We start from the raw sequence: 23,168 nt of genomic DNA on the forward strand, positions 1-23,168 counted from the left end.
TGGTTCCTCATAACCCTGCTTTCAAACTTGCTTCGATAAATTGATCCAGGCTGCCGTCCAGCACCGCCTGCGTGTTACGGGTTTCAACCCCAGTACGCAGGTCTTTGATGCGGGAGTCATCAAGGACGTAAGAACGGATCTGGCTGCCCCAGCCGATGTCGGACTTGTTGTCTTCCATCGCCTGCTTCTCAGCATTTTTCTTCTGCATCTCCAGCTCATAAAGCTTCGCTTTCATCTGCTTCATGGCCTGGTCTTTGTTCTTATGCTGGGAACGGTCGTTCTGGCACTGTGTTACCAGCCCGGTTGGAATGTGGGTAATACGCACCGCAGATTCCGTACGGTTAACGTGCTGACCGCCCGCGCCGGATGCGCGGTACACGTCGATGCGCAGGTCAGCCGGGTTGATGTCGATATCGATATCCTCATCCACTTCCGGGTAGACAAACGCGGAGCTGAAGGAGGTGTGGCGACGGCCACCGGAATCGAACGGGCTCTTACGCACCAGGCGGTGAACGCCGGTTTCAGTACGCAGCCAGCCGTAGGCGTAATCGCCAATAATCTTAATGGTGACGGACTTGATACCCGCCACTTCACCTTCGGACTCTTCGATAATCTCGGTTTTGAAACCGCGCGCTTCAGCCCAGCGCAGGTACATGCGCATCAGCATGCTGGCCCAGTCCTGCGCTTCGGTACCGCCAGAGCCTGCCTGAATATCGAGATAGCAGTCAGCGCTGTCGTATTCGCCGGAGAACATGCGACGGAATTCCAGCTGCGCCAGCTTCTCTTCCAGCACGTCAAGCTCTGCCACGGCTTCGTTAAAGGTTTCTTCGTCGTCGGCTTCGACAGCCAGCTCCAGCAGCCCAGAAACATCTTCCAGACCCTGCGCCATTTGATCCAGCGTATCTACGATGGCTTCGAGGGAGGAACGTTCTTTACCCAGCGCCTGCGCGCGTTCAGGTTCGTTCCAGACGTCCGGCTGTTCCAGCTCGGCGTTTACTTCTTCGAGACGCTCTTTCTTGGCATCGTAGTCAAAGATACCCCCTAAGAACGTCAGAGCGCTCCGTGAGGTCCTGAATGCGGTTTTTTACCGGATTAATTTCAAACATGGTCTGTTTTCTTTTATGAGCTTGTCAAAATGCGGTGATAAGAGCGGGATTGTACCGAATCCACGCCCTTTTTTATAGAGATTACTGACGCTAAATTGGCCAGATATTGTCGATGATGATCTGAAGGGTGCGGTTACCGCGGAACTCGTTAATATCCAGCTTATAGGCCAGCTCAACCTCGCGCACGCCGTTGTCCGGCCAGATGGAGGTATCAACGTTAAAGGCGATGCCGTCGAGCAGCGGCCCGCCGCCGACCGGTTCCACCATCACTTTGAGATGGCGTTCGCCCACGATGCGCTGTTGCAGCAAACGAAAACGTCCGTCGAAAAGCGGCTCCGGGAACATCTGCCCCCATGGGCCAGCATCGCGCAGCATCTGCGCCACCTCCATGGTCATTTCAGCCGGAGAAAGCTCGCCGTCAGAAACCACTTCACCCTGCAACAGAGACGGATCGATCCACTCGGTGACCAGTTCGCCAAACAGACGCTGGAACTCGTCGAACTTCGCCTCTTCCAGCGACAGGCCTGCCGCCATCGCGTGGCCGCCGAACTTAATCATCAGGTTCGGATGAAGCGTGTCGAGACGCTCCAGCGCATCGCGCATATGCAGCCCCTGAATGGAACGACCGGAGCCTTTCAGCGTGCCGTCCCCGGCGGGGGCGAACGCGATCACCGGGCGGTGGAAACGCTCTTTAATACGCGATGCCAGAATGCCCACCACGCCCTGGTGCCATTCGGGGTGATACATCGCCAGCCCGCCCGGCAGGGTGTCACCGCTGCGCTCCAGCTTTTCGCACAGGGTCAGCGCTTCGGCCTGCATCCCCTGCTCAATCTCTTTACGGGTCTGGTTGAGTGCGTCCAGCTCACTGGCCAGCACGCGCGCTTCGCCGATGTTGTCGCACAGGAGCAGCGCAACGCCAACCGACATATCGTCCAGCCGCCCCGCCGCGTTCAGGCGCGGGCCGAGGGCAAAACCCAAATCGCTTGCCGTAAGCTTCAGCGGATCGCGGTTGGCAATTTCCAGCAGCGCCTTGATCCCCGGACGGCATTTGCCCGCCCGAATGCGGCTCAAGCCCTGCCAGGTGAGAATACGGTTATTGGTATCGAGCGGCACCACGTCCGCCACGGTTCCCAGCGCCACCAGATCGAGATACTCCGCAAGATTCGGCACGGCAATCCCGCGCGATTCGAACCAGCCCTTATCACGCAGCAACGTGCGTAACGCCAGCATCAGATAAAACGCCACCCCTACTCCGGCCAGCGATTTCGACGGGAAATCGCAGTCGCGCAGGTTCGGGTTAATGATGGCTTCAGCGTCTGGCAGGGTTTCTCCTGGCAGGTGGTGATCGGTGACCAGTACCGGGATCCCCAGCGCATGGGCATGATCGACCCCCGCATGAGAAGAGATCCCGTTATCCACGGTCATGATCATCTGTGCACCACGGGCATGGGCCTGATCGACCACTTCCGGGCTGAGGCCGTAGCCGTCTTCAAACCGGTTCGGCACCAGGTAAGCCACGTTATCGCAGCCCAGCGCACGCAGGCTGAGTACGCTCAGCGCGGTACTGGTTGCGCCGTCGGCATCGAAATCACCCACCACGACAATCCGCGTCCCGTCACGGAACGCGTCGTAGAGCATTTCAGTCGCTTTTTCGATGCCACTCAGTGCTTGCCAGGGCAGCATGCCTTTGACGCTGCGCTCAAGATCGCTTGCCGTACGCACGCCACGGCTGGCGTACAACCGCTTTAACAGCAGCGGAAGCGTATCTGGTAAATCCGCGGTTTCAACCGCATCGCGGCGGCGCAGTTTTATCGGGGCTTTCACGCGAATTATTTACCACCCGTCTGTTTCTGGTGTTCGTCGAGGAACGCTTTCATCTCTTTTGGCCCCTGGTAGCCCGGCACCACATAGCCGTTGCTCAGCACAATGGCTGGCGTACCGCTCACGCCAAACTGTACGCCCAGCGCGTAGTGGTTAGCGATGTCGATATCGCAGGAGGCGGGCTTCACGCCTTTACCGTTCATCGCATCATCAAAGGCCTTGTTGCGGTCTTTCGCACACCAGATCGCTTTCATATCCTGCTCAGGCTGGCTCTGCACGCCAGCGCGTGGGAAGGCCAGGTAACGCACGGTAATGCCCAGCGCGTTGTAGTCTTTCATCTCTTCATGCAGCTTGTGGCAGTAGCCGCAGGTGATGTCGGTGAAGACGGTAATGACGTGCTTTTCCTGCGCCGCTTTGTAGACAATCATCTCTTTTTCGAGCGCATTCAGGTTTTTCATCAGTAGCTGGTTGGTGACGTTCACCGGCTGCGCACCGCTCACGTCGTACATTGGCCCCTGAATGATGTGCTTTCCGTCTTCGGTCACGTACAGCACGCCGCTGTTGGTCAGCACCGTTTTCATGCCAGCCACCGGCGCTGGCTGGATCTCGCTGCTGGCGACGCCGAGTTTCGTCAGAGACTGTTTAATGGCGGCATCATCCGCATGGGCAAAACCGGAAACCGAAGCTGCCAGCAGGGTGAACAGCGCTAAAGACTTTTTCATATATGATCCTGTAACAATTCGTCGGCACTCACGCGCGAGGGTGGTGCTGTTGGTGTAGCTGCCGCAGGCGTTCCGTCGCGACATGGGTGTATATTTGCGTCGTTGAAAGATCGCTGTGTCCAAGCAACATCTGCACCACGCGTAAATCCGCGCCGTGGTTTAACAGATGCGTCGCGAAGGCGTGACGCAAAACGTGCGGCGACAGCTTCTCACTGTCAATACCCGCCAGTGTGGCGTAATGTTTAATGCGATGCCAGAACGTTTGTCGCGTCATCTGCTGCGCGCGCTGGCTCGGGAATAATACATCTATGGAGACGCCGTTCAGCAGCCACGGACGCCCGTGTTCCAGATACGTCTCCAGCCAGTAGACCGCCTCTTCACCCAGCGGCACCAGCCGTTCTTTGTTCCCTTTACCGATAACGCGCACCACGCCCTGACGCAGGCTGATATCGCTCATCGTCAGGCCCACCAGTTCAGAAACGCGCAAGCCCGTGGCATACAATAGTTCAAGCATGGCTTTATCGCGTAACTCCAGCGGAAGGTCAACTGCGGGCGACTGTAATAATCTCTCAACTTGCGCTTCGCTGAGATCTTTTGGCAGCCGCTGAGGTAGTTTAGGCGATGCCAGCAGTGCGCTGGGATCATCCGCGCGGATCTTCTCGCGGTAAAGGTGCTGGAACAGGCGGCGCATGGCGCTCAGCAGACGTGCGGAGCTGGTGGCTTTGTACCCCCCTTCCATCCGCTCAGCCAGTAACCCTTGCAGGTCATCGCTTTGTGCGCTTTCAAGCGTCAGACCCCGGTGCGCCAGCCACTCGACCAGCAGAGTGAGATCCCGACGATAGGCGCTAAGCGTATTTTCAGCGAGGTTTTTCTCCAGCCACAGCGCGTCGAGAAACTGTTCGATGAGTGCGAGATCCTTTTCCACATCAACCCCTATGGTTCTGCAATCTGGCCATTATGCCTGATTGCCATCGGTTTCTGGTACACTACGCGCAAAGTCATAGCAAGAATTGAGATAGTTACGCGATGAATATTGGTCTGTTCTATGGTTCCAGCACCTGCTACACCGAAATGGCGGCGGAGAAAATTCGCGACATTATTGGCCCGGAACTGGTGACGTTGCATAACCTGAAAGATGACGCGGTTGCCTTGATGGAGCAGTACGATGTGCTGATTCTGGGTATCCCTACCTGGGACTTTGGTGAGATTCAGGAAGACTGGGAAGCCATCTGGGATCAGCTCGATTCAGTCAATTTTGAAGGCAAAATCATTGCGATGTACGGCATGGGCGACCAGTTGGGCTACGGGGAGTGGTTCCTTGACGCACTCGGCATGCTGCACGACAAACTGGCCCCAAAGGGCGCGACCTTTATCGGCTACTGGCCTACGGAAGGCTATGAGTTCACCAGTCAAAAACCGATTATTGCCGACGGTCAGCTGTTTGTCGGGCTCGCGCTGGATGAAACCAACCAGTACGATCTTAGCGACGAGCGCCTCCAGAACTGGTGCGAGCAGATTCTGGGTGAGATGGCCGAGCAGTTCAGCTGATTTACTCCTGCGTCGGCTGTTGCACGATCAACCGGCGCAGATCTCGCCACTCCGCAGGATCCATACTGTCTGCTGCCAGCCACAGGTGCTGGCGACGATTGTCCTCGACCCGACGCAGCCGTAGCATCATCCCGGTGTTGAGTATCCACGGCGTCCCTATCATTTCCCACTCTTTTCCCTGCCAGCGCAGGCGAGAATCCATCAGCAGCTTAATCTCACCCTGACGGGCGTTGATTCGACGCTGGCTGCGCACGCTGTCAAACACTACAAACGACAGCAAAAGCAGCCACAGAGGGGTATAGCTTAGCGGCCACGGCACCAATAACACCATTGCCGCGACCAGACCGTGGAGCAGTAAGGACATCCACTGTGAGCGCCACGAGACGCGAAGATCAGATTGCCACAGGACCACGTTCCTGATTCCGTGTTTGAATTAATTGCACCATCCGTTGCAACTCGGTGTCGGCGGGCTTGCCGTGATTCATCAGCCAGTTGAATAAATCCGGATCGTCGGACTCAAGCAGACGGACAAACAGGCGCTTATCGTCATCGCTTAAGCTGTCGTACTCATACTCGAAGAAAGGCATGATGGAGATATCAAGTTCACGCATGCCGCGACGGCACGCCCAGTGAATACGGGCCTTGTTGTTAATATCCATGTTCTGTTTCCTGCATTACGTTTGGCACAGTCGGTATCCCGTTCGGTATTCATTATTGCTCTTCGGGAACACCTGCTAGTGTAACGTGTTTTTGACCGTTTCTTTACTGGAATATTGCGAACCTCGAGCAGGCTTCCTGAATAATCCTTATAAAGACAGCGGATTACACTATTTTGCGTAGCGCCACGCATAACCGCGTAATGGCACGAATGGCCTGCTGAAAGCGCTTGCATTGAATACAGTCTCTTTTACCATTAGGTATTATCAAAGCGTTAAGCAATTCAGGACATCACTATGGCATTTACACCATTTTCTCCTCGCCAGCCCGCCGCCTCTGCGCGTCTGCCGCTGACGCTGATTACTCTTGATGACTGGGCACTGGCGACACTGACCGGTGCGGACAGCGAAAAATACCTGCAAGGCCAGGTCACGGCGGACGTGGCGCAGTTGACTGAGCACCAGCATCTGCTGGCCGCGCATTGCGATCCAAAAGGCAAAATGTGGAGCAACCTGCGTCTGTTCCGCCGTCAGGACGGATTCGCCTTCATTGAGCGTCGCAGCCTGCGTGACGCCCAGCTTAAAGAGCTGAAAAAATACGCGGTCTTTTCTAAAGTCACCATCGCCCCGGACGATGAACACATTCTGCTGGGGGTAGCGGGTTTCCAGGCGCGTGCAGCGCTGAAAAACCTGTTTGCCGAGCTGCCGGATGCTGAAAAACAGCTGGTCAGCGAGGGAGCGACCTCCATTCTGTGGTTCGAACACCCGGCGGAGCGCTTCCTGCTGGTAACCGACGAAGCAACGGCGGAACGCGTCACTGACGCCCTGCGCGGTGAAGCACAGCTCAACAACAGCCAGCAGTGGCTGGCGCTGAACATCGAAGCGGGCCTGCCGGTTATTGACGCGGCAAACAGCGCGCAGTTTATCCCGCAGGCGACAAACATCCAGGCGCTGGGTGGTATCAGCTTTAAGAAGGGCTGCTACACCGGACAGGAAATGGTGGCGCGTGCGAAATTCCGCGGCGCGAACAAACGTGCCCTGTGGACGCTGGCTGGTCACGCCAGCCGTGTGCCGGAAGCGGGTGAAGATCTCGAGATGAAGATGGGCGAAAACTGGCGCCGTACCGGCACCGTGTTAGCCGCCGTCCAGCTCGATGATGGCCGCCTGCTGGTGCAGGTTGTCATGAATAATGATATGGAGCCCGACAGCGTGTTCCGCGTGCGGGATGATGCAAACACGCTCAGCATTGAGCCGCTACCGTATTCTCTGGAAGATTGATGCTGTATCGCCCGGTGGCGCTGCGCTTACCGGGCCTACGGTGTTGATATTCTCCCTCTCCCTGTGGGAGAGGGTCGGGGTGAGGGCATCAGACCGCACCTTACAAAAAAACTACACCTGCCCAACATACAGATAAATTGCCAGAAAGTGGCACACGCTGCCGCCCAGCACAAAGCCGTGCCAGATGGCATGGTTGTACGGGATACGCTTGCAGACGTAGAAAATCACGCCCAGCGAGTAGATCACTCCGCCCACCGCCAGAAGCGTCACGCCCCCCACCGCCAGCTTAATGGCTAACTGATACACCACAATCAGCGACAGCCAGCCCATTGTCAGATAGGTGACCAGCGACAACACTTTGAACCGGTGCGCGATGGTCAGCTTGAACAGGATCCCCAGCAGCGCCAGGCTCCAGATTACAATCATCAGGCCACGCGACAGCGGTGAGTTGAGCCCCACCAGCAAAAATGGCGTGTAAGTGCCTGCAATGAGAAGATAGATTGCGCAGTGGTCAAATTTCTTGAGCCATATCTTCGCCCGTTGATGCGGAATAGCGTGATACAGCGTTGAGGCAAGGAAAAGCAGGATCATACTCCCGCCATACAGGCTGTAGCTGGTAATGGCCATCGCGCTGGCGTTGGTATCTACCGCCTGCACCAACAGCAATACTAAGCCGACAATCCCAAACACCAGGCCAATGCCATGGCTTATACTGTTGGCTACTTCCTCAGCCAGCGAATATCCCTGTGCGATTAATGGTCTGCTCACCATACTTAACTCCGGGAAAACAAAAGATGATTATTCATCGCCAGTCTATGCTAACTGAGAATGATTCCAGTGAACACCTGTTAGCTAAAATAAATCCATAATCAAGATTTATCCTTACAAATCAGTATAATGCAAAATAAATCCACCGCACAGGTGTAAATGATTTCATTAACACCTGAGTAATCAAGGAGATAAATCCGTCTCTCACCCTTCGTCATCATGGTATGCTTCAGGGATAGTGTCCGACAGCGAGTTTAGCCATTGTGAGTATGTTCAGCCATTCCGCCATTGCCAGCCTCAACAATCTGGAAATGATGGTCTACAACTATGTCATTAAGAACCGTGACAAAGTGATGTACATGACCATCCGCGAGCTGGCGGATGCGGCGGGAGTCTCTACCACTACTATCCTGCGCTTCTGCCGAAAGCTCAACTGCGAAGGCTACTCGGAATTTCGGGTGCGCTTTAAACTCTATCTGGAGCAGAACGAGCCGCAGCAGGCGAATTTTGGTGCCAGTGAAATTATCAGCTTCTTTAAAAGCGTAAATAACGAAGAGTTCGATGCGTTATTAGATAAAGCCGTCGATATTATTTTATCATCTGAACGAATTATTTTTGTTGGCGCAGGCACGTCCGGATCGCTGGCAAAATATGGCGCACGTTTCTTTTCAAATATCGGGAAATTCAGCAACCATATCGACGATCCTTATTTCCCGGTCACTAACGATATGGCTAAAAATGCACTGGCCATTGTACTTTCCGTCTCCGGAGAAACCGAGGAAATCCTGCGCTTCGCCAGCCAGTTCAGCCTGCATCGCTGCAAGGTGCTCTCTGTCACCAGCCACGAACATTCTCGTCTCGCGAAACTGGCGGACTTTAATCTCTCCTGGCATGTCCCCCAAACGCGCATAGGCGGCGTTTACGATATAACCACCCAAATTCCCGTCATCTATATTCTGGAATCATTAGGCCGGAAACTGGCGAAGAAATTAACAGAATAAAACATCCTGTTTTTTTGATGTGACAAATTACAATTTCCGCAAAATGTTATATCGTGACATTTATTTCCGCTTTGCTAGACTCGAAATCATTAAGTCCTGAATTGAGAATAGCAAAGATGAAAAAACTCACTTTACCGAAAGATTTTTTATGGGGCGGCGCGGTGGCGGCGCACCAGGTTGAAGGCGGCTGGAACAAAGGCGGCAAAGGGCCAAGCATTTGCGACGTGCTCACCGGCGGCGCACACGGCGTTCCGCGTGAAATCACGCAGGAAGTGATTGAAGGCAAATATTACCCGAACCACGAAGCCGTCGACTTTTACGGCCATTACAAAGAAGACATCAAGCTGTTTGCCGAGATGGGCTTCAAATGTTTCCGTACCTCTATCGCCTGGACGCGCATCTTCCCGAAAGGCGACGAAACTCAGCCAAACGAAGAGGGGCTGAAGTTTTACGACGACATGTTCGATGAACTGCTGAAGTACAACATCGAGCCGGTGATCACCCTCTCCCACTTTGAAATGCCGCTGCACCTCATTCAGGAATACGGCGGATGGACCAACCGTAAAGTAGTCGATTTCTTTGTACGCTTCTCGGAAGTGGTATTTGAGCGCTACAAAAATAAGGTCAAATACTGGATGACCTTCAACGAAATCAACAACCAGCGCAACTGGCGTGCGCCGCTGTTCGGCTACTGCTGCTCTGGCGTGGTCTATACCGAGCACGACAACCCGGAAGAGACCATGTACCAGGTGCTGCACCACCAGTTCGTGGCCAGCGCGCTGGCGGTGAAAGCCGCCCGCCGCATTAACCCGGAGATGAAAGTCGGCTGCATGCTGGCGATGGTGGCGCTCTATCCATACTCCTGCAAGCCAGAAGATGTCATGTTTGCTCAGGAATCCATGCGCGAGCGCTACGTCTTTACCGACGTACAGCTGCGCGGCTACTACCCGTCTTACGTGCTGAACGAGTGGGAACGCCGTGGCTTCTCCATCAAAATGGAAGCAGGCGACGAGCAGATCCTGCGTGAAGGCACCTGCGATTACTTAGGTTTCAGCTACTACATGACCAACGCGGTCAAAGCGGAAGGCGGCACCGGTGATGCCATTTCCGGCTTCGAGGGCAGCGTGCCGAACCCACACGTCAAGGCGTCCGACTGGGGCTGGCAGATTGACCCTGTGGGCCTGCGTTATTCACTGTGTGAACTGTACGAGCGCTACCAGAAGCCGCTGTTTATCGTGGAAAATGGTTTCGGCGCCTACGACAAGGTGGAAGAGGACGGCAGCATCAACGATGACTACCGCATCGACTACCTGCGCGCCCATGTGGAAGAGATGATGAAGGCGGTGACCTGGGACGGTGTGGATCTGATGGGCTACACCCCGTGGGGCTGCATCGACTGCGTCTCCTTCACCACCGGCCAGTACAGCAAGCGCTACGGCTTTATCTACGTCAACAAGCACGACGACGGCACCGGTGACATGTCCCGCTCCCGTAAGAAGAGCTTTGAGTGGTATAAAACCGTCATTGCCAGCAACGGCGAAACGCTGTAATGGCTTGCCCTCTCTGCAAGCGGAGAGGGCAAACTGCTTATCTTCCAGACACTTCTTTACAGCTTTTGCGTTGCCAAAATATGTTCGCCCGATAATATAGGCATCCTGAATATTTGAGGCGAACATGATTAAGCGACAACGCAACGCTATCCTGCTTGTAGCCCTGGCCTGCCTGGTGGTACTGATATGTACCGCCCAGCGGATGGCCGGGATGCACGCGCTTGTCATGAACGTCACCGCCACAAGCCAGTCTGTTCAGCAGGGGCAGGAGAGTGCCGACGCACCGGTAACCCCGTGTGAGCTAAGCGCCAAGTCGCTGATGTCGGTCCCGCCTGTTTTGTTTGAAGGCGCCCTGATTGCCGTCACCCTGCTGCTGGCGTTGCTGGCAGCCAGTCCACCGCGCCGCGAACGGCAGTGGCCTCCCCGCGTTATCTCCCCGCCCCGGTTAAGGGTGCATCTGCGATTATGCGTCTTCCGTGAATGAGCCTTCGCCTGTTACTTCAGGTTAATTCATCATTTACGGAGAAAATTTATGTTTACTGTATTCAGGCGACTGCTGGTCTGCCTGCTTTGGCTATGGCTGCCCCTCAGCCAGGCTGCCGACAGCGGCTGGCTGCGCGCCGCCGATAATCAGCACGCCAGCGTCAGGCTGCGTGCGCAACCTGAAAGCACTGGCGAAACCCGCCTGCTGCTGGACGTCGCCCTGCAAAAAGGCTGGAAAACCTACTGGCGCTCGCCGGGCGAAGGCGGCGTCGCACCCGCGATTAAATGGCATCAGCCCGTCGAGGCGATCTGGCGCTGGCCTGTGCCGCAGCGTTTCGACGTCGCGGGTATCACCACGCAGGGCTATCACGGCGATGTCAGCTTTCCCCTCACTCTGCGGGGCGACGTCCCGACGATCCTGAGCGGCGTGCTGACGCTTTCCACCTGTAGCAACGTCTGTATTCTTACCGACTACCCGTTTTCACTGAACATGACCGCATCCGCAGGTGCCGGTTTTGATTACGATTTCAGTCGGGCCATGGGCACCCTTCCGCTCAGCGGCGGGTTGACCTCAATGCTTAACGCCACCTATGCCCCCGGCAAGCTGACCGTAACGGCGCAGCGTGACGCAGGCTGGCAGGCGCCATCGCTGTTTATCGACGGTATGGATGATGTTGATTTCGGCAAACCGGCCCTCACCGTGCGCGGTGATTCGCTGGTCGCCACCGTGCCCGTGACGGACAGTTGGGGCGAGGCCGCGCCCAACCTCAGCGGCAAAACCCTGTCACTGGTTCTGGCCGATAGCGGGCAGGCGCAGGAGTCCAGCCTGAGCATTCAGCCGGGGAACGCCGCGCCGACGCTCCCGTTAGGCTGGGTGCTGCTGATGGCGCTTGCTGGCGGTCTGATCCTCAACGTTATGCCCTGCGTACTGCCCGTGCTGGCCATGAAGCTGGGCACGCTGATGCAAACCGAACGGCAGGCGCGGGGTCAGGTGCGCAGGCAGTTTCTTGCATCGGTAGCCGGGATCGTGATCTCGTTCCTCGCACTGGCGCTGATGATGACGGTATTACGCTTAGGCAATCAGGCGCTCGGCTGGGGGATCCAGTTCCAGAACCCGTGGTTTATTGGTGCGATGGCGCTGGTGATGGTGCTTTTCAGCGCCAGCCTGCTGGGGTTGTTTGAAATCCGTCTCCCTTCCGGCGCCAGCACCTTCCTCGCCACGCGCGGCGGCAACGGGCTTGCGGGTCATTTCTGGCAAGGCGCGTTTGCCACGCTGCTGGCGACACCCTGCACCGCACCGTTCCTGGGGACGGCGGTCTCGGTCGCGCTGGCGGCGCCGCTTCCCCTGCTGTGGGGGATCTTCCTGGCGATGGGTATCGGCATGAGCCTGCCGTGGCTGCTGGTGGCGGCCTGGCCGGGGCTGGCCCAGCGGTTGCCGCGTCCGGGGCGCTGGATGAACGTTGTACGCGTAGTGCTGGGGATGATGATGCTCGGCTCATCGCTTTGGCTGCTGAGCCTGCTGACGGTGCACATTGGCAGCCTGCCGGTCATTACGCTGGGCGTGCTACTGATCCTTGCGCTGCTGCTGGTCACCGCCTGGCGCTACCGCTGGCAAACGGCACTGCGCGCCGGGGTATTAGCTGTACTGGTGGCCGGGGTAGTCGCGTTTGTTTCCGGCTCCGGCGGCGAGGGCTCCCGCCGCGATCGTATTCACTGGCAGCCGCTCAGCGAGCAGGCCATTATCCGCGCGCTAGCGGAGAACAAACGGGTGTTCGTCGACGTGACCGCCGACTGGTGCGTGACCTGTAAAGCCAATAAATACAACGTACTGCTGCGCGACGACGTGCAGGTCGCGCTCTCCGCCCCGGACGTTGTCGCCCTGCGCGGCGACTGGAGCCGCCCCTCAGATACCATCAGCCAGTTTTTAACCACGCGCGGCAGCGCCGCCGTGCCGTTTAACCAGATCTACGGACCGGGATTACCTCAGGGCCACGTGCTGCCTGCGTTGTTAAGCCGCGAAGCGGTGCTGAGCACCCTGTCCGATGCAAAAGGAAAATAACATGAGAACCTTCGTTGCCTTACTTCTGCTGTCGTTATCAACGTTCGGTTTCGCCGCACCGTCAGATGACGCTTCCAACGACCAGCTGGCAAAACTGCTGTTTAACGACCCCAACAGCCCGCGAACCGGCGCGACATCGCCGAAGCTCACCATCGTCTCCTTCACAGACTACAACTGCCCGTATTGCAAGCAGTTCGACCCAATGCTGGAGAAAATCGTGCACGATAATCCCGACGTGCAGCTCATCATCAAACTGCTGCCGTTCAAGGGACAAAGCTCGGTAAATGCCGCGAAAGCGGCGCTCTCAACGTGGCAGCAGGCGCCGGATCAATTCTGGGCACTACACCAGCGGCTGATGATGAAAAAGGGCTATCACGATGACGCCAGCATCGCCGCCGCGCAGGTGAAGACCGGGACGGACAGCATTCAAACCGATGATAAAACTATGGACAGCGTAAAGATGAACCTGATCCTGGCGCAGGTGCTGAATATTCAGGGCACCCCGGCGACCATCATCGGTGACCAGATGGTGGCGGGCGCAATCCCGTATGACGATCTGGAGGGGCTGGTCAAAGAACAGCTGGCAAACGCCCGTGGCAAGTAAGCTTCCGCGCCTGCTGCGCGAGCTGGCCGTGTGGCTGCTGATTGGCGTAGCCGTGAGCCTGGCGGTGGACTATTTCCGCCAGCCCGCGCTGCCGCAGAATTTCTCCGCGACGGCACTGCACACCCTCGACGGTCAGCCCGTCGATCTTATCGCCATGAGTAAGGAGCGACCGCTGCTGGTCTACGTCTGGGCGACATGGTGCGGCGTCTGCCGCTACACCACGCCGTCGGTGGCGGCGATTGCCGCGGACGGGGGTAACGTGATGTCGGTTGCGCTGCGCTCGGGCGATAACGCGACGCTCGAAACATGGATGAGAAAGAAGAAGGCGATGATGCCCACGGTCAACGACGCCAGCGGAGAACTGGCGCATCAGTGGGACGTTCAGGTGACGCCAACGCTTGTGGTGATCTCTCACGGTGAAGTGAAGTCGATCACCACCGGCTGGACCAGCGGCTGGGGAATGCGCCTGCGGCTGTGGCTGGCGTCGTAGCGTTACTTCCCGCCAGCCAGCTCCAGGAAGCTACCGGTGACATAGGAGGCTTTGTCGCTCAGCAGCCAGGTAATGGCCTGGGCGACCTCCTCCGGCTGACCGCCACGCTGCATCGGTAACATCGACTTCACCCGATCCACACGCCCCGGCTCGCCGCCAGAGGCGTGAATATCGGTATAAATCAGGCCTGGCCGCACGCAGTTAACGCGAATGCCCTGCGCCGCCACCTCCAGCGCGAGGCCGGTTGTCAGGGAATCCACGGCCCCTTTGGAGGCAGCATAATCCACATACTCCCCCGGTGCGCCCAGTCGTGAGGCCGCCGAGGAGACATTCACAATCGCGCCGCCCTTGCCGCCGTGTTTATGCGACATGCGCTTCACCGCCTCACGGCAGCAGAGAAAATAGCCAGTGACGTTGGTGGACAGCACGCGGTTAATACGTTCAGCGGAGAGGTTTTCGATGGAGGATTGTTCAAACAAAATCCCGGCGTTGTTCACCAGCGCGGCGAGCGGCTCACCTTCGCGATCGATGCTGTCGAACATCGCCATCACCTGCGATTCATCGCTGATATCCGCGCGCACGGCAAAGGCCTTACCGCCCGCGTCCACGATCTGATTAATGACCTCTGTCGCGGCTTTGATGTTGTGATGAAAATTCACCGCAACGGTGTAGCCTTCGCTTGCCAGCTGTAGCGCGGTGGCTTTACCAATACCCCGGCTGGCGCCGGTGACCAATGCAATTGCCATTCTGTTCTCCAAATAAAAAAGCCGGGTGGCGGCTTCGCCTTACCCGGCCTACGTTACTACAGGAACAACGTTACTGGTATTCGCTCATCGGCACGCAGGAGCAGAACAGGTTACGGTCGCCGTAAACATCATCAAGACGTTTCACGGTTGGCCAGTATTTGTTTGCTACACCTGCCGGGAAGACAGCCAGCTCGCGGGTATAACCGTGGTTCCACTCTACCACCAGTTCGTTCTGGGTATGCGGCGCGTTGACCAGCGGGTTATCTTCCAGCGTCCATTCCCCGCCTTTCACGCGGTCGATTTCGCTGCGGATCGCCAGCATCGCGTCGATAAAGCGATCCAGCTCCACCTTGCTTTCAGACTCGGTCGGCTCAACCATCAGCGTTCCTGCAACCGGGAAGGACATGGTTGGCGCGTGGAAGCCGTAGTCGATCAGGCGCTTGGCAATATCCAGCTCGCTGATGCCCGTCTCTTCTTTCAGAGGACGAATATCGAGGATGCATTCGTGCGCCACGCGACCATCGCGGCCGGTGTAGAGCACCGGATAGGCGTCTTTCAGACGTGTTGCGATGTAGTTGGCGTTGAGGATCGCCACCTGGCTGGCCTGCTTGAGCCCTTCCGCGCCCATCATGCGGATGTACATCCAGCTGATTGGCAGGATAGAGGCGCTGCCGAACGGTGCCGCGGAGACCGCGCCCTGACGGGTCAGCATGCCTTCAATCTGCACCACGCTATGGCCTGGCACAAACGGTGCCAGGTGCGCTTTGACGCCGATTGGGCCCATGCCCGGGCCGCCGCCGCCGTGCGGAATGCAGAACGTTTTATGCAGGTTGAGGTGCGACACGTCCGCGCCAATAAAGCCCGGAGAGGTGATGCCCACCTGGGCGTTCATGTTCGCGCCGTCGAGGTAAACCTGGCCGCCGAACTGATGCACCACTTCACATACTTCACGGATCGTTTCTTCGTACACGCCGTGGGTGGACGGGTAGGTCACCATGATGCAGGAGAGTTTGTCGCCTGCCTGCTCGGCTTTCGCGCGCAGGTCGGCCAGATCGATGTTGCCGTTTTTGTCGCACGCCACAACCACCACTTCCATTCCTGCCATCTGGGCAGAAGCCGGGTTGGTACCGTGGGCAGAGCTTGGGATCAGACAGATATCGCGGTGGCCTTCGTTGCGGCTTTCGTGATAGTGACGGATCGCCAGCAGACCGGCGTATTCACCCTGCGCACCGGAGTTCGGCTGCATGCAGAGCGCGTCGTACCCGGTCAGCTTCACCAGCCAGTCGGAGAGCTGGTTGATCATCATGTGATAACCTTCCGCCTGCTCAGTCGGGCAGAACGGGTGCAGCTCGGAGAATTCAGGCCAGGTGATTGGGATCATCTCAGCCGCGGCGTTCAGCTTCATGGTGCAGGAGCCCAGCGGGATCATCGCCTGGTTCAGCGCCAGATCTTTACGTTCCAGAGAGTGCATGTAACGCATCATCTCGGTTTCGCTGTGATAGCGGTTGAACACCGGGTGAGTCAGGATCGCGTCGTCGCGCAGCATGCTTTCCTGAATGGAGCGGCTGTCGAGCGCAACCTCTTTGTCGAGCGTATCAACGTCCAGACCCTGTGCGTCACCCAGCAATACGTTGAACAGGGTCAGGATATCGTCACGGGTGGTGCTTTCGTCCAGCGTAATACCGACCGCATTGTGAATGTCGCTGCGCAGGTTGATTTGTGCTGCCTCGGCGCGCGCCAGCACGGCCGCTTTGTCTGCCACCTCGACGCACAGGGTGTCGAAGTAGTGCTCATGACGCAGTCTGAGACCTTTCTGTTGCAGACCGCAGGCCAGGATATCGGCCAGACGGTGGATGCGGCTGGCAATGCGTTTCAGACCTGCCGGACCGTGGAACACCGCGTATAAGCTGGCAATGTTAGCCAGCAGCACCTGCGAGGTACAGATGTTGGAGTTCGCTTTCTCGCGGCGGATATGCTGCTCGCGGGTCTGCATCGCCATGCGCAGCGCGGTGTTACCGGCGGCATCTTTCGATACGCCGATAATACGGCCTGGCATGGAACGTTTAAATTCATCTTTCGCGCCAAAGAACGCCGCGTGCGGGCCGCCGTAGCCCATCGGCACGCCGAAGCGTTGCGCTGAGCCGAAGACAATATCCGCGCCCTGTTTACCCGGCGCCGTCAGCAGCACCAGCGCCATAAAATCAGCGGCGACGCTAACAATAACCTTACGGGATTTGAGCTCGGCGATCAGCGCGCTGTAATCATGCACTTCCCCGGTGGTGCCCACCTGCTGTAACAGCACGCCGAAGACGTCCTGGTGATCCAGCACTTTGTCAGCGTCGTCGACAATCACCTCAAAGCCGAAGGTTTCCGCACGGGTGCGCACCACGTCCAGCGTCTGGGGATGCACGTCCGCCGCGACGAAGAAGCGGTTGGCGTTTTTCAGCTTGCTCACGCGCTTCGCCATCGCCATCGCTTCAGCGGCGGCAGTGGCTTCATCCAGCAGCGAGGCAGAGGCGATATCCATACCGGTCAGATCCAGCGTCACCTGCTGGAAGTTCAGCAGCGCTTCCAGACGGCCCTGGGAGACTTCTGGCTGATACGGGGTGTAAGCGGTGTACCAGCCCGGGTTTTCCAGCATGTTACGCAGGATCACCGGCGGTAACTGCACGTTGGTGTAGCCCATGCCGATGTAAGACTTATAGCGCTTGTTAAGGCCGGCGATGGCCTTCAGCTCCGCCAGCGCGGCGAACTCCGTCGTGGACTCGCCTACCTGCGGCGGTGTGGCAAGCTGGATGTCTTTTGGCACGATCTGGCCGATCAGTGCGTTTAATGAATCCGCGCCAACTGTCTTCAGCATCTCCTGCTGTTGCTGAGCATCCGGCCCAATGTGACGTTCAATGAAGGCGCCACGGTTTTCAAGCTGGCTTAAAGTCTGTGTCATGAGCGATGGTTCCTGAAACGTGCAGTGAATCGTAATTATCTGTAACGCTGTTGCCCGGTGGCGCTAACGCTTACCGGGCCTACGTAGATCTGTAGGCCGGATAAGCGCAGCGCCATCCGGCACAACGTTATTCGTCTTCCAGTAGTGCTTCGTACGCGGTCGCATCCAGCAGCGCGGCAACCTGCGCTTCGTCGCTGGCTTTGATCTTAAAGATCCAGCCGCCTTCATAAGGCTCGCTGTTCACCAGCTCCGGGGAGTCGCTCAGCGCGTCGTTCACGGCAACAATTTCACCGCTCACCGGAGCGTAGATGTCAGAGGCCGCTTTAACGGATTCCGCCACCGCACAGTCGTCGCCTGCGCTCACGGTTGCGCCCACTTCCGGCAGGTCAACAAACACCATGTCGCCCAGCAGTTCCTGCGCGTGCTCGGTGATCCCAACGGTGTAAGTGCCGTCCGCCTCTTTGCGCAGCCACTCGTGTTCTTTACTGTATTTCAGTTCTGCTGGCACATTGCTCATTGAAGTTCTCCTGATAAAAATAGTTAGGCGACCGGCTTACCGGCGCGAACAAAAATCGGTTTGGTCACGTTGACCGGCATTTCGCGGTTGCGGATCTGCACCACCGCCGTTTCGCCAATCCCCGCTGGCACGCGTGCCAGTGCAATACTGTAGCCGAGCGTCGGGGAGAACGTTCCGCTGGTGATCACGCCTTCGCGATGATTGCCATCGGCATCGGTGAAGCGCACCGGCAGCTCGCCGCGCAGAACGCCTTTTTCTTTCATCACCAGGCCAACCAGCTGTTCAGTGCCCTTCTCGCGCTGCATCTCCAGCGCTTCACGGCCAATAAAATCACGGTCAGCCGGTTCCCACGCGATGGTCCAGCCCATGTTGGCCGCCAGCGGTGAGACGCCTTCGTCCATCTCCTGACCGTAGAGGTTCATCCCCGCTTCCAGACGCAGCGTATCGCGCGCGCCCAGGCCCGCAGGCTTCACACCCGCCTCCACCAGCGCACGCCAGAAATCGGCGGCCTTTTCGTTTGGCATTGCAATTTCGTAGCCCGCTTCACCGGTGTAGCCGGTGGTGGCGATAAACAGATCCCCCGCCTGCACGCCGAAGAACGGCTTCATGCCTTCGGTTGCTTTGCGCTGCTCGTCGCTGAACAGAGACGCGGCTTTCGCCTGGGCGTTTGGCCCCTGCACCGCAATCAGCGACAGATCGTCACGAACGGTGATGTCGATGGCGTAGGGTTCAGCGTGTTGGGAAATCCAGGAGAGGTCTTTTTCGCGGGTGGCGGAGTTTACAACGAGGCGGAAGAAATCTTCGGTGAAGTAGTAGACGATGAGGTCGTCAATCACGCCGCCAGAGGCATTGAGCATGCCGGTATAGAGCGCTTTGCCCGGCGTTTTTAGTTTGGCGACGTCGTTTGCCAGCAGATAACGCAAAAACTCCCGGGTGCGGCTTCCGCGCAGGTCGACAATCGTCATATGAGACACGTCGAACATACCGGCATCGGTGCGCACCGCGTGGTGCTCATCAATCTGCGAGCCGTAGTGCAGCGGCATCATCCAGCCGTGGAAGTCCACCATGCGAGCGCCGCATAACACGTGCTGTTCGTACAAAGGAGTCTGTTGAGCCATCTTTTCCTCGTTGAAAAATTCACCGTGAAACCCGGTGTCGACCTCGCGATCGGGGGCCGACGCAAACGTTCTCTTTTACCTGAACTTACCACCGAAACCGGCGGTTAACCATAAGGTAAAACGGGTCATCACATTAGCTTATGACCAAAAATCGCTGAAAAGCCTACAGAGTTATTCACTGGTAAAATGCGATTAAACCCGCATAAAATTAACATCGAGCTAACAGGATTTAGCAGATGGTGATATTTCGTGCGGAAAAACGGGCCGAATTTCCGTAACATAAAAAGAGTAAGATTAGATTTTCTAATGCGAAAAATGACGTGAAATTAGATTATTTCAAACGAGGAGATTTCCCCGGCGCGAAGGCCGGGAAAATAAAGTGTGACGGGGATCGAGATTAACGTAACCAGTCGGGAAGATCGTTAAGGCCCATTGCCTGACGAAGAAGCTGCGGTTTGACGCCGGGAAGGGTGTCGGCCAGTTTGAGGCCGATATCGCGCAGCAGTTTTTTCGCCGGGTTCGCTCCGGCAAATAGCTCGCGGAAGCCCTGCATACCCGCCAGCATCATCGCCGCACTGTGTTTGCGGCTGCGCTCGTAGCGACGCAGATACAGATGCTGACCAATATCTTTACCTTCCCGATGCAGACGACGCAGCTCTTCAACCAGTTCGGCCGCGTCCATAAAGCCGAGGTTCACCCCCTGCCCGGCCAGCGGATGAATCGTATGCGCCGCATCCCCCACCAACGCCAGACGGTGCGCCGCAAACTGACGCGCGTAGCGACCGGTTAACGGAAACGCCTGGCGTTCGCTTTCAAGCGTGCACAGGCCCAGACGGTTATCAAACGCCACGCATAGCGCCTGATTAAAGGCGTCCGGCGTCGCCTCCTGCATCTGCTGCGCTTTCTCCGGCTCTAAAGACCAGACGATGGAGCAGAGATGCGGATCAGCAAGCGGCAGGAAGGCCAGAATGCCATCATTGTGGAAAATCTGGCGCGCCACGCCGCCATGCGGCTCTTCGGTGCGGATTGTGGCAACCAGGGCGTGATGACGGTAATCCCAGAAGGTCAGCGGAATATCCGCTTTGTTACGCAGCCAGGAATTGGCGCCGTCGGCACCCACTACCAGCCGCGCGGTCAGCATGTCGCCGCTTTCAAGAGTGATAAACGCGTCGTTTTCGCCCCACGCCACCTGCTGAAGTTTCGCCGGTGCGATCAGCGTGACGTCGCTGCACTGCTGCGCTTTTTGCCACAGCGCGTGGTGGATCACCGCGTTTTCAACGATGTGCCCAAGGTGGCTGTAGCCCATGCTTTCATCGTCAAACGCGATATGGCCGAAGCTGTCTTTATCCCACACTTCCATGCCATGGTAACAGCTGGCACGCAGCGCCACGATTTCAGACCAGACGCCAAGGTGCGTCAGTAGCTTTTCGCTGGCGGCATTGATCGCCGAGACGCGCAGCTCCGGCGGTGCATCCTGCGCCACGGGCTGCGGCGCATTTTGCTCAAGCACCGCCACGCGCAGGCCGCTGCCCTGTAAACCACAGGCCAGCGCCAGTCCTACCATTCCGCCGCCGACAATGGCGACATCAACATTTTGCACGGTGATTACTCCTTAACGCGCGACCCAACCCAGAGTCCGCTGCGCCAGCACGTCACGTGCCGGAATGAACAGTTCCATCGCCATCAGCCCAAGGTTGCGACCCGCAACCAGCGGTGCCCAGCGATTGGCAAACAGGTGGACTAAACCGTCGGTAACGCCAATGGTCGCCGCTTTGTCCGCCTGACGTCGTTTCTGGTAATGGCTCAGCACTGAGTATGCGCCACAATCCTGTTGTTCGCTCCACGTCTGCGCCAGTAGTTCAGCCAGGCTCATCACGTCGCGCAGGCCAAGGTTAAAGCCTTGCCCGGCGATGGGGTGCAGCGTCTGCGCGGCGTTGCCGGCCAGAGCGACGCGATGGGAGACAGTCTGCGATGCGGTCGTCAGCGCGAGCGGATAGGCCACGCGTTTTCCGGCCTGGGTGATACGCCCAAGCCGCCAGCCGAAGGCTTTTTGCAGCTCGGAACTAAAACGTTCGTCGGACCAGGAGAGAACCTCATCGGCCCGGTCCTGCGCATGGCACCACACCAGCGAGCAGCGCCCGTTCGACATCGGCAGCATGGCCAGCGGGCCGTGCTCCGTGAAGCGCTCAAATGCCCTGCCGTTATGCGTGCCAGCCGTAGAGACGTTAGCGATGACCGCCACCTGCCCATAGGGTTCAGAGCGCAATTCGACGCCGCACTGCGTGGCGATCGCGGAGCGTGAACCATCCGCCGCCACCAGCAGTTCCCCCTCCAGCATGGTGCCGTTGTCCAGCGTCACGCTGACGGCTTCGTCACGGCGGCTAAAGCTGGCGACGCGCGCCGGACAGTGCAGCGTGACGCCAGGCGCGTCCTGTAACAGACGGAACAGCCGCAGCCCTACGTCATGCAGCTCGACAACCTGCCCCAGCGCCTCGATCCGGTAATCGTGGGCATCCAGCGTCACAAACCCGGCGTGCCCGCGATCGCTGACGTGAACGGTGCCGATCGCCGTTGCGCAATCCGCTATCGCCTGCCAGATCCCAATACGCGCAAGCTGCTGACAGGTTCCCTGCGCCAGCGCGATAGCGCGGGCGTCGAAACCGGGATGATCGGTCGCCTGCGGCGCGACCGCCTCAACCAGATGCACCGGAAGCTGGCCCTGGGTTAACTGCGAAATAGCCAACGCCAGAGTAGCGCCGGTCATGCCTCCGCCAACAATGATTACGCTCATCCGCGTGCCGCCGCCATCAGCGCCTCGATGTCGTCGGCTTTTTTCACCACGGTCGCGGTCAGGTTTTCGTTACCGGTTTCGGTGATGACGATGTCATCTTCAATACGAATGCCGATCCCGCGGTACTGTTCCGGCACGTCGGCATCCGGCGCGATGTACAGCCCCGGCTCAACGGTCAGCACCATGCCAGGCTCCAGCACGCGCGAACGTTCCGGACCGTATGCCCCCACGTCATGCACATCCAGCCCCAGCCAGTGGCTCAGGCCATGCATAAAGTACGGGCGATGGGCGTTTTCGGTTATAAGGGTGTCCACATCGCCTTTCAGAATGCCAACCTTCACCAGCCCGGTAATCATGATGCGCACCACCTCGCCCGTAACCTCCTGGATGGAGGTGCCAGGGCGGAACAGCGTCAGCGCGGTCTCCAGAGACTCAAGCACGATGTCATAGATTTCACGCTGCGCTGGGGTGAATTTACCGTTCACCGGGAAGGTACGGGTGATGTCGCCCGCGTAACCCTGATATTCACAGCCGGCGTCAATCAGCACCAGATCGCCGTCGCGCAGTTCACTTTCGTTTTCGGTGTAGTGCAGAATGCAGCCGTTTTCCCCGCCGCCTACGATGGTGTTATAGGACGGGAAGCGCGCGCCGTGACGGTTAAATTCATGGTGAATTTCCCCTTCAAGCTGGTACTCGAACATACCGGGACGGCACTTTTCCATGGCGCGGGTATGCGCCAGGGCGCTGATTTCGCCCGCGCGGCGCATCACGTTCAACTCTTCTTCAGACTTAAACAGGCGCATCTCATGCACCACCGGTCGCCAGTCTGTCAGGGTTGCGGGTGCAGACAAATTCTGACGTGAGCCTTTACGCAGCTTATCCAGCGCAGTGAAAACAATCTCATCCGCATAGGCGTATTCACCCTGCGCGTGGTACAGCACGTCCAGGCCGTTGAGCAGTTGATAG

At 57.7% G+C, this 23,168-nt stretch carries 22 protein-coding genes; 8 read left to right on the plus strand and 14 right to left on the minus strand.

Annotation, left to right across the window (positions count from 1 at the left end):
• Positions 1–7 precede the first annotated feature (7 nt).
• From prfB to xerD, 4 genes are all read right to left on the minus strand, one after another.
• Positions 8–1,106 (minus strand): peptide chain release factor 2 gene (gene prfB / locus HP459_RS08880; RefSeq protein ID WP_096147815.1). Its coding sequence is split into 2 segments (ribosomal slippage): positions 8–1,030 and positions 1,032–1,106, totalling 1,098 coding nucleotides; the frame shifts between segments, so codons are not numbered across the junction.
• A gap of 90 nt (positions 1,107–1,196) precedes the next feature.
• Complete coding sequence (gene recJ, locus HP459_RS08885) at positions 1,197–2,930, minus strand: single-stranded-DNA-specific exonuclease RecJ (protein ID WP_171936124.1); 1,734 nt, start codon at positions 2,928–2,930, stop codon at positions 1,197–1,199.
• A gap of 5 nt (positions 2,931–2,935) precedes the next feature.
• Positions 2,936–3,649, minus strand: a complete 714-nt coding sequence (gene dsbC / locus HP459_RS08890; protein ID WP_022649304.1) for a bifunctional protein-disulfide isomerase/oxidoreductase DsbC — start codon at positions 3,647–3,649, stop codon at positions 2,936–2,938.
• 28 nt (positions 3,650–3,677) lie between these two features.
• Entirely contained in the window at positions 3,678–4,574 is an 897-nt protein-coding gene (xerD, locus tag HP459_RS08895) for a site-specific tyrosine recombinase XerD (RefSeq protein ID WP_003863442.1), read from the minus strand.
• 101 nt (positions 4,575–4,675) lie between these two features.
• Here xerD and fldB point away from each other — a divergent pair, with 101 nt between their 5' ends.
• On the plus strand, positions 4,676–5,197 hold the full coding sequence (gene fldB / locus HP459_RS08900; protein WP_023306886.1) for a flavodoxin FldB: 522 nt from the start codon (positions 4,676–4,678) through the stop codon (positions 5,195–5,197).
• Between the two features lies 1 nt (position 5,198).
• On the opposite strand, the gene HP459_RS08905 is transcribed toward fldB, so the two are convergent.
• Together HP459_RS08905 and sdhE are read right to left on the minus strand one after the other, a co-directional pair.
• Positions 5,199–5,609, minus strand: coding sequence for a protein YgfX (locus HP459_RS08905; protein ID WP_171936125.1), 411 nt, complete (start codon positions 5,607–5,609; stop codon positions 5,199–5,201).
• Positions 5,590–5,856 carry an FAD assembly factor SdhE gene (gene sdhE, locus HP459_RS08910; RefSeq protein WP_003863437.1) on the minus strand — a complete coding sequence of 89 codons (267 nt, stop codon included), beginning with the start codon at positions 5,854–5,856 and terminating at the stop codon, positions 5,590–5,592. The genes HP459_RS08905 and sdhE overlap by 20 nt, the downstream gene beginning before the upstream one ends.
• A gap of 294 nt (positions 5,857–6,150) precedes the next feature.
• Between sdhE and ygfZ the strand changes: the two genes are divergently transcribed.
• Positions 6,151–7,131: a tRNA-modifying protein YgfZ gene (gene ygfZ / locus HP459_RS08915; protein WP_063152118.1), complete on the plus strand. Its 981-nt coding sequence runs from the start codon at positions 6,151–6,153 to the stop codon at positions 7,129–7,131.
• A 111-nt stretch (positions 7,132–7,242) separates the two neighbouring features.
• On the opposite strand, the gene HP459_RS08920 is transcribed toward ygfZ, so the two are convergent.
• Entirely contained in the window at positions 7,243–7,902 is a 660-nt protein-coding gene (locus HP459_RS08920; protein WP_022649307.1) for a hemolysin III family protein, read from the minus strand.
• A gap of 266 nt (positions 7,903–8,168) precedes the next feature.
• Here HP459_RS08920 and HP459_RS08925 point away from each other — a divergent pair, with 266 nt between their 5' ends.
• The 6 genes from HP459_RS08925 (at position 8,169) to HP459_RS08950 (ending at position 14,086) form a co-directional block, all read left to right on the plus strand.
• A complete protein-coding gene (locus tag HP459_RS08925; protein WP_022649308.1) occupies positions 8,169–8,900 on the plus strand; it encodes a MurR/RpiR family transcriptional regulator in 732 nt (243 codons plus the stop codon).
• A 116-nt stretch (positions 8,901–9,016) separates the two neighbouring features.
• On the plus strand, positions 9,017–10,450 hold the full coding sequence (gene bglA, locus HP459_RS08930; protein WP_063152119.1) for a 6-phospho-beta-glucosidase BglA: 1,434 nt from the start codon (positions 9,017–9,019) through the stop codon (positions 10,448–10,450).
• A 124-nt stretch (positions 10,451–10,574) separates the two neighbouring features.
• Positions 10,575–10,934 (plus strand): hypothetical protein, encoded by a 360-nt coding sequence (locus HP459_RS08935; protein WP_022649310.1) that lies wholly within the window; start codon positions 10,575–10,577, stop codon positions 10,932–10,934.
• A gap of 48 nt (positions 10,935–10,982) precedes the next feature.
• Positions 10,983–12,992 carry a protein-disulfide reductase DsbD gene (locus tag HP459_RS08940; protein WP_161177537.1) on the plus strand — a complete coding sequence of 670 codons (2,010 nt, stop codon included), beginning with the start codon at positions 10,983–10,985 and terminating at the stop codon, positions 12,990–12,992.
• 1 nt (position 12,993) lies between these two features.
• Positions 12,994–13,596 carry a DsbA family protein gene (locus HP459_RS08945; RefSeq protein WP_161177538.1) on the plus strand — a complete coding sequence of 201 codons (603 nt, stop codon included), beginning with the start codon at positions 12,994–12,996 and terminating at the stop codon, positions 13,594–13,596.
• Positions 13,586–14,086: a protein disulfide oxidoreductase gene (locus tag HP459_RS08950; protein WP_032671457.1), complete on the plus strand. Its 501-nt coding sequence runs from the start codon at positions 13,586–13,588 to the stop codon at positions 14,084–14,086. The genes HP459_RS08945 and HP459_RS08950 overlap by 11 nt, the downstream gene beginning before the upstream one ends.
• A 2-nt stretch (positions 14,087–14,088) precedes the next feature.
• Here HP459_RS08950 and HP459_RS08955 read toward each other — a convergent pair whose 3' ends face one another.
• The 7 genes from HP459_RS08955 to pepP form a co-directional block, all read right to left on the minus strand.
• The gene (locus tag HP459_RS08955; RefSeq protein WP_023306889.1) at positions 14,089–14,832 is read right to left on the minus strand and encodes an SDR family oxidoreductase; all 744 of its coding nucleotides are present in this window, start codon (positions 14,830–14,832) and stop codon (positions 14,089–14,091) included.
• A 70-nt stretch (positions 14,833–14,902) separates the two neighbouring features.
• The gene (gene gcvP, locus HP459_RS08960) at positions 14,903–17,776 is read right to left on the minus strand and encodes an aminomethyl-transferring glycine dehydrogenase (RefSeq protein ID WP_171936126.1); all 2,874 of its coding nucleotides are present in this window, start codon (positions 17,774–17,776) and stop codon (positions 14,903–14,905) included.
• Between the two features lie 127 nt (positions 17,777–17,903).
• A complete protein-coding gene (gene gcvH / locus HP459_RS08965; protein ID WP_006811885.1) occupies positions 17,904–18,293 on the minus strand; it encodes a glycine cleavage system protein GcvH in 390 nt (129 codons plus the stop codon).
• A 23-nt stretch (positions 18,294–18,316) separates the two neighbouring features.
• Positions 18,317–19,411 (minus strand): glycine cleavage system aminomethyltransferase GcvT, encoded by a 1,095-nt coding sequence (gene gcvT, locus HP459_RS08970; RefSeq protein ID WP_003860107.1) that lies wholly within the window; start codon positions 19,409–19,411, stop codon positions 18,317–18,319.
• Positions 19,412–19,808: 397 nt separating this feature from the next.
• Positions 19,809–21,011 (minus strand): FAD-dependent 2-octaprenylphenol hydroxylase, encoded by a 1,203-nt coding sequence (gene ubiI / locus HP459_RS08975; protein ID WP_022649317.1) that lies wholly within the window; start codon positions 21,009–21,011, stop codon positions 19,809–19,811.
• Between the two features lie 12 nt (positions 21,012–21,023).
• Positions 21,024–22,202: a 2-octaprenyl-6-methoxyphenyl hydroxylase gene (gene ubiH / locus HP459_RS08980; protein ID WP_171936127.1), complete on the minus strand. Its 1,179-nt coding sequence runs from the start codon at positions 22,200–22,202 to the stop codon at positions 21,024–21,026.
• Positions 22,199–23,168: Xaa-Pro aminopeptidase (gene pepP, locus HP459_RS08985; protein ID WP_171936128.1), on the minus strand; the 970-nt coding region annotated here is incomplete at its 5' end. The genes ubiH and pepP, both read right to left, overlap by 4 nt.

It is taken from the genome of Enterobacter sp. CM29 (assembly GCF_013179605.1).
Taxonomy (GTDB): Bacteria; Pseudomonadota; Gammaproteobacteria; order Enterobacterales; family Enterobacteriaceae; genus Enterobacter; species Enterobacter intestinihominis.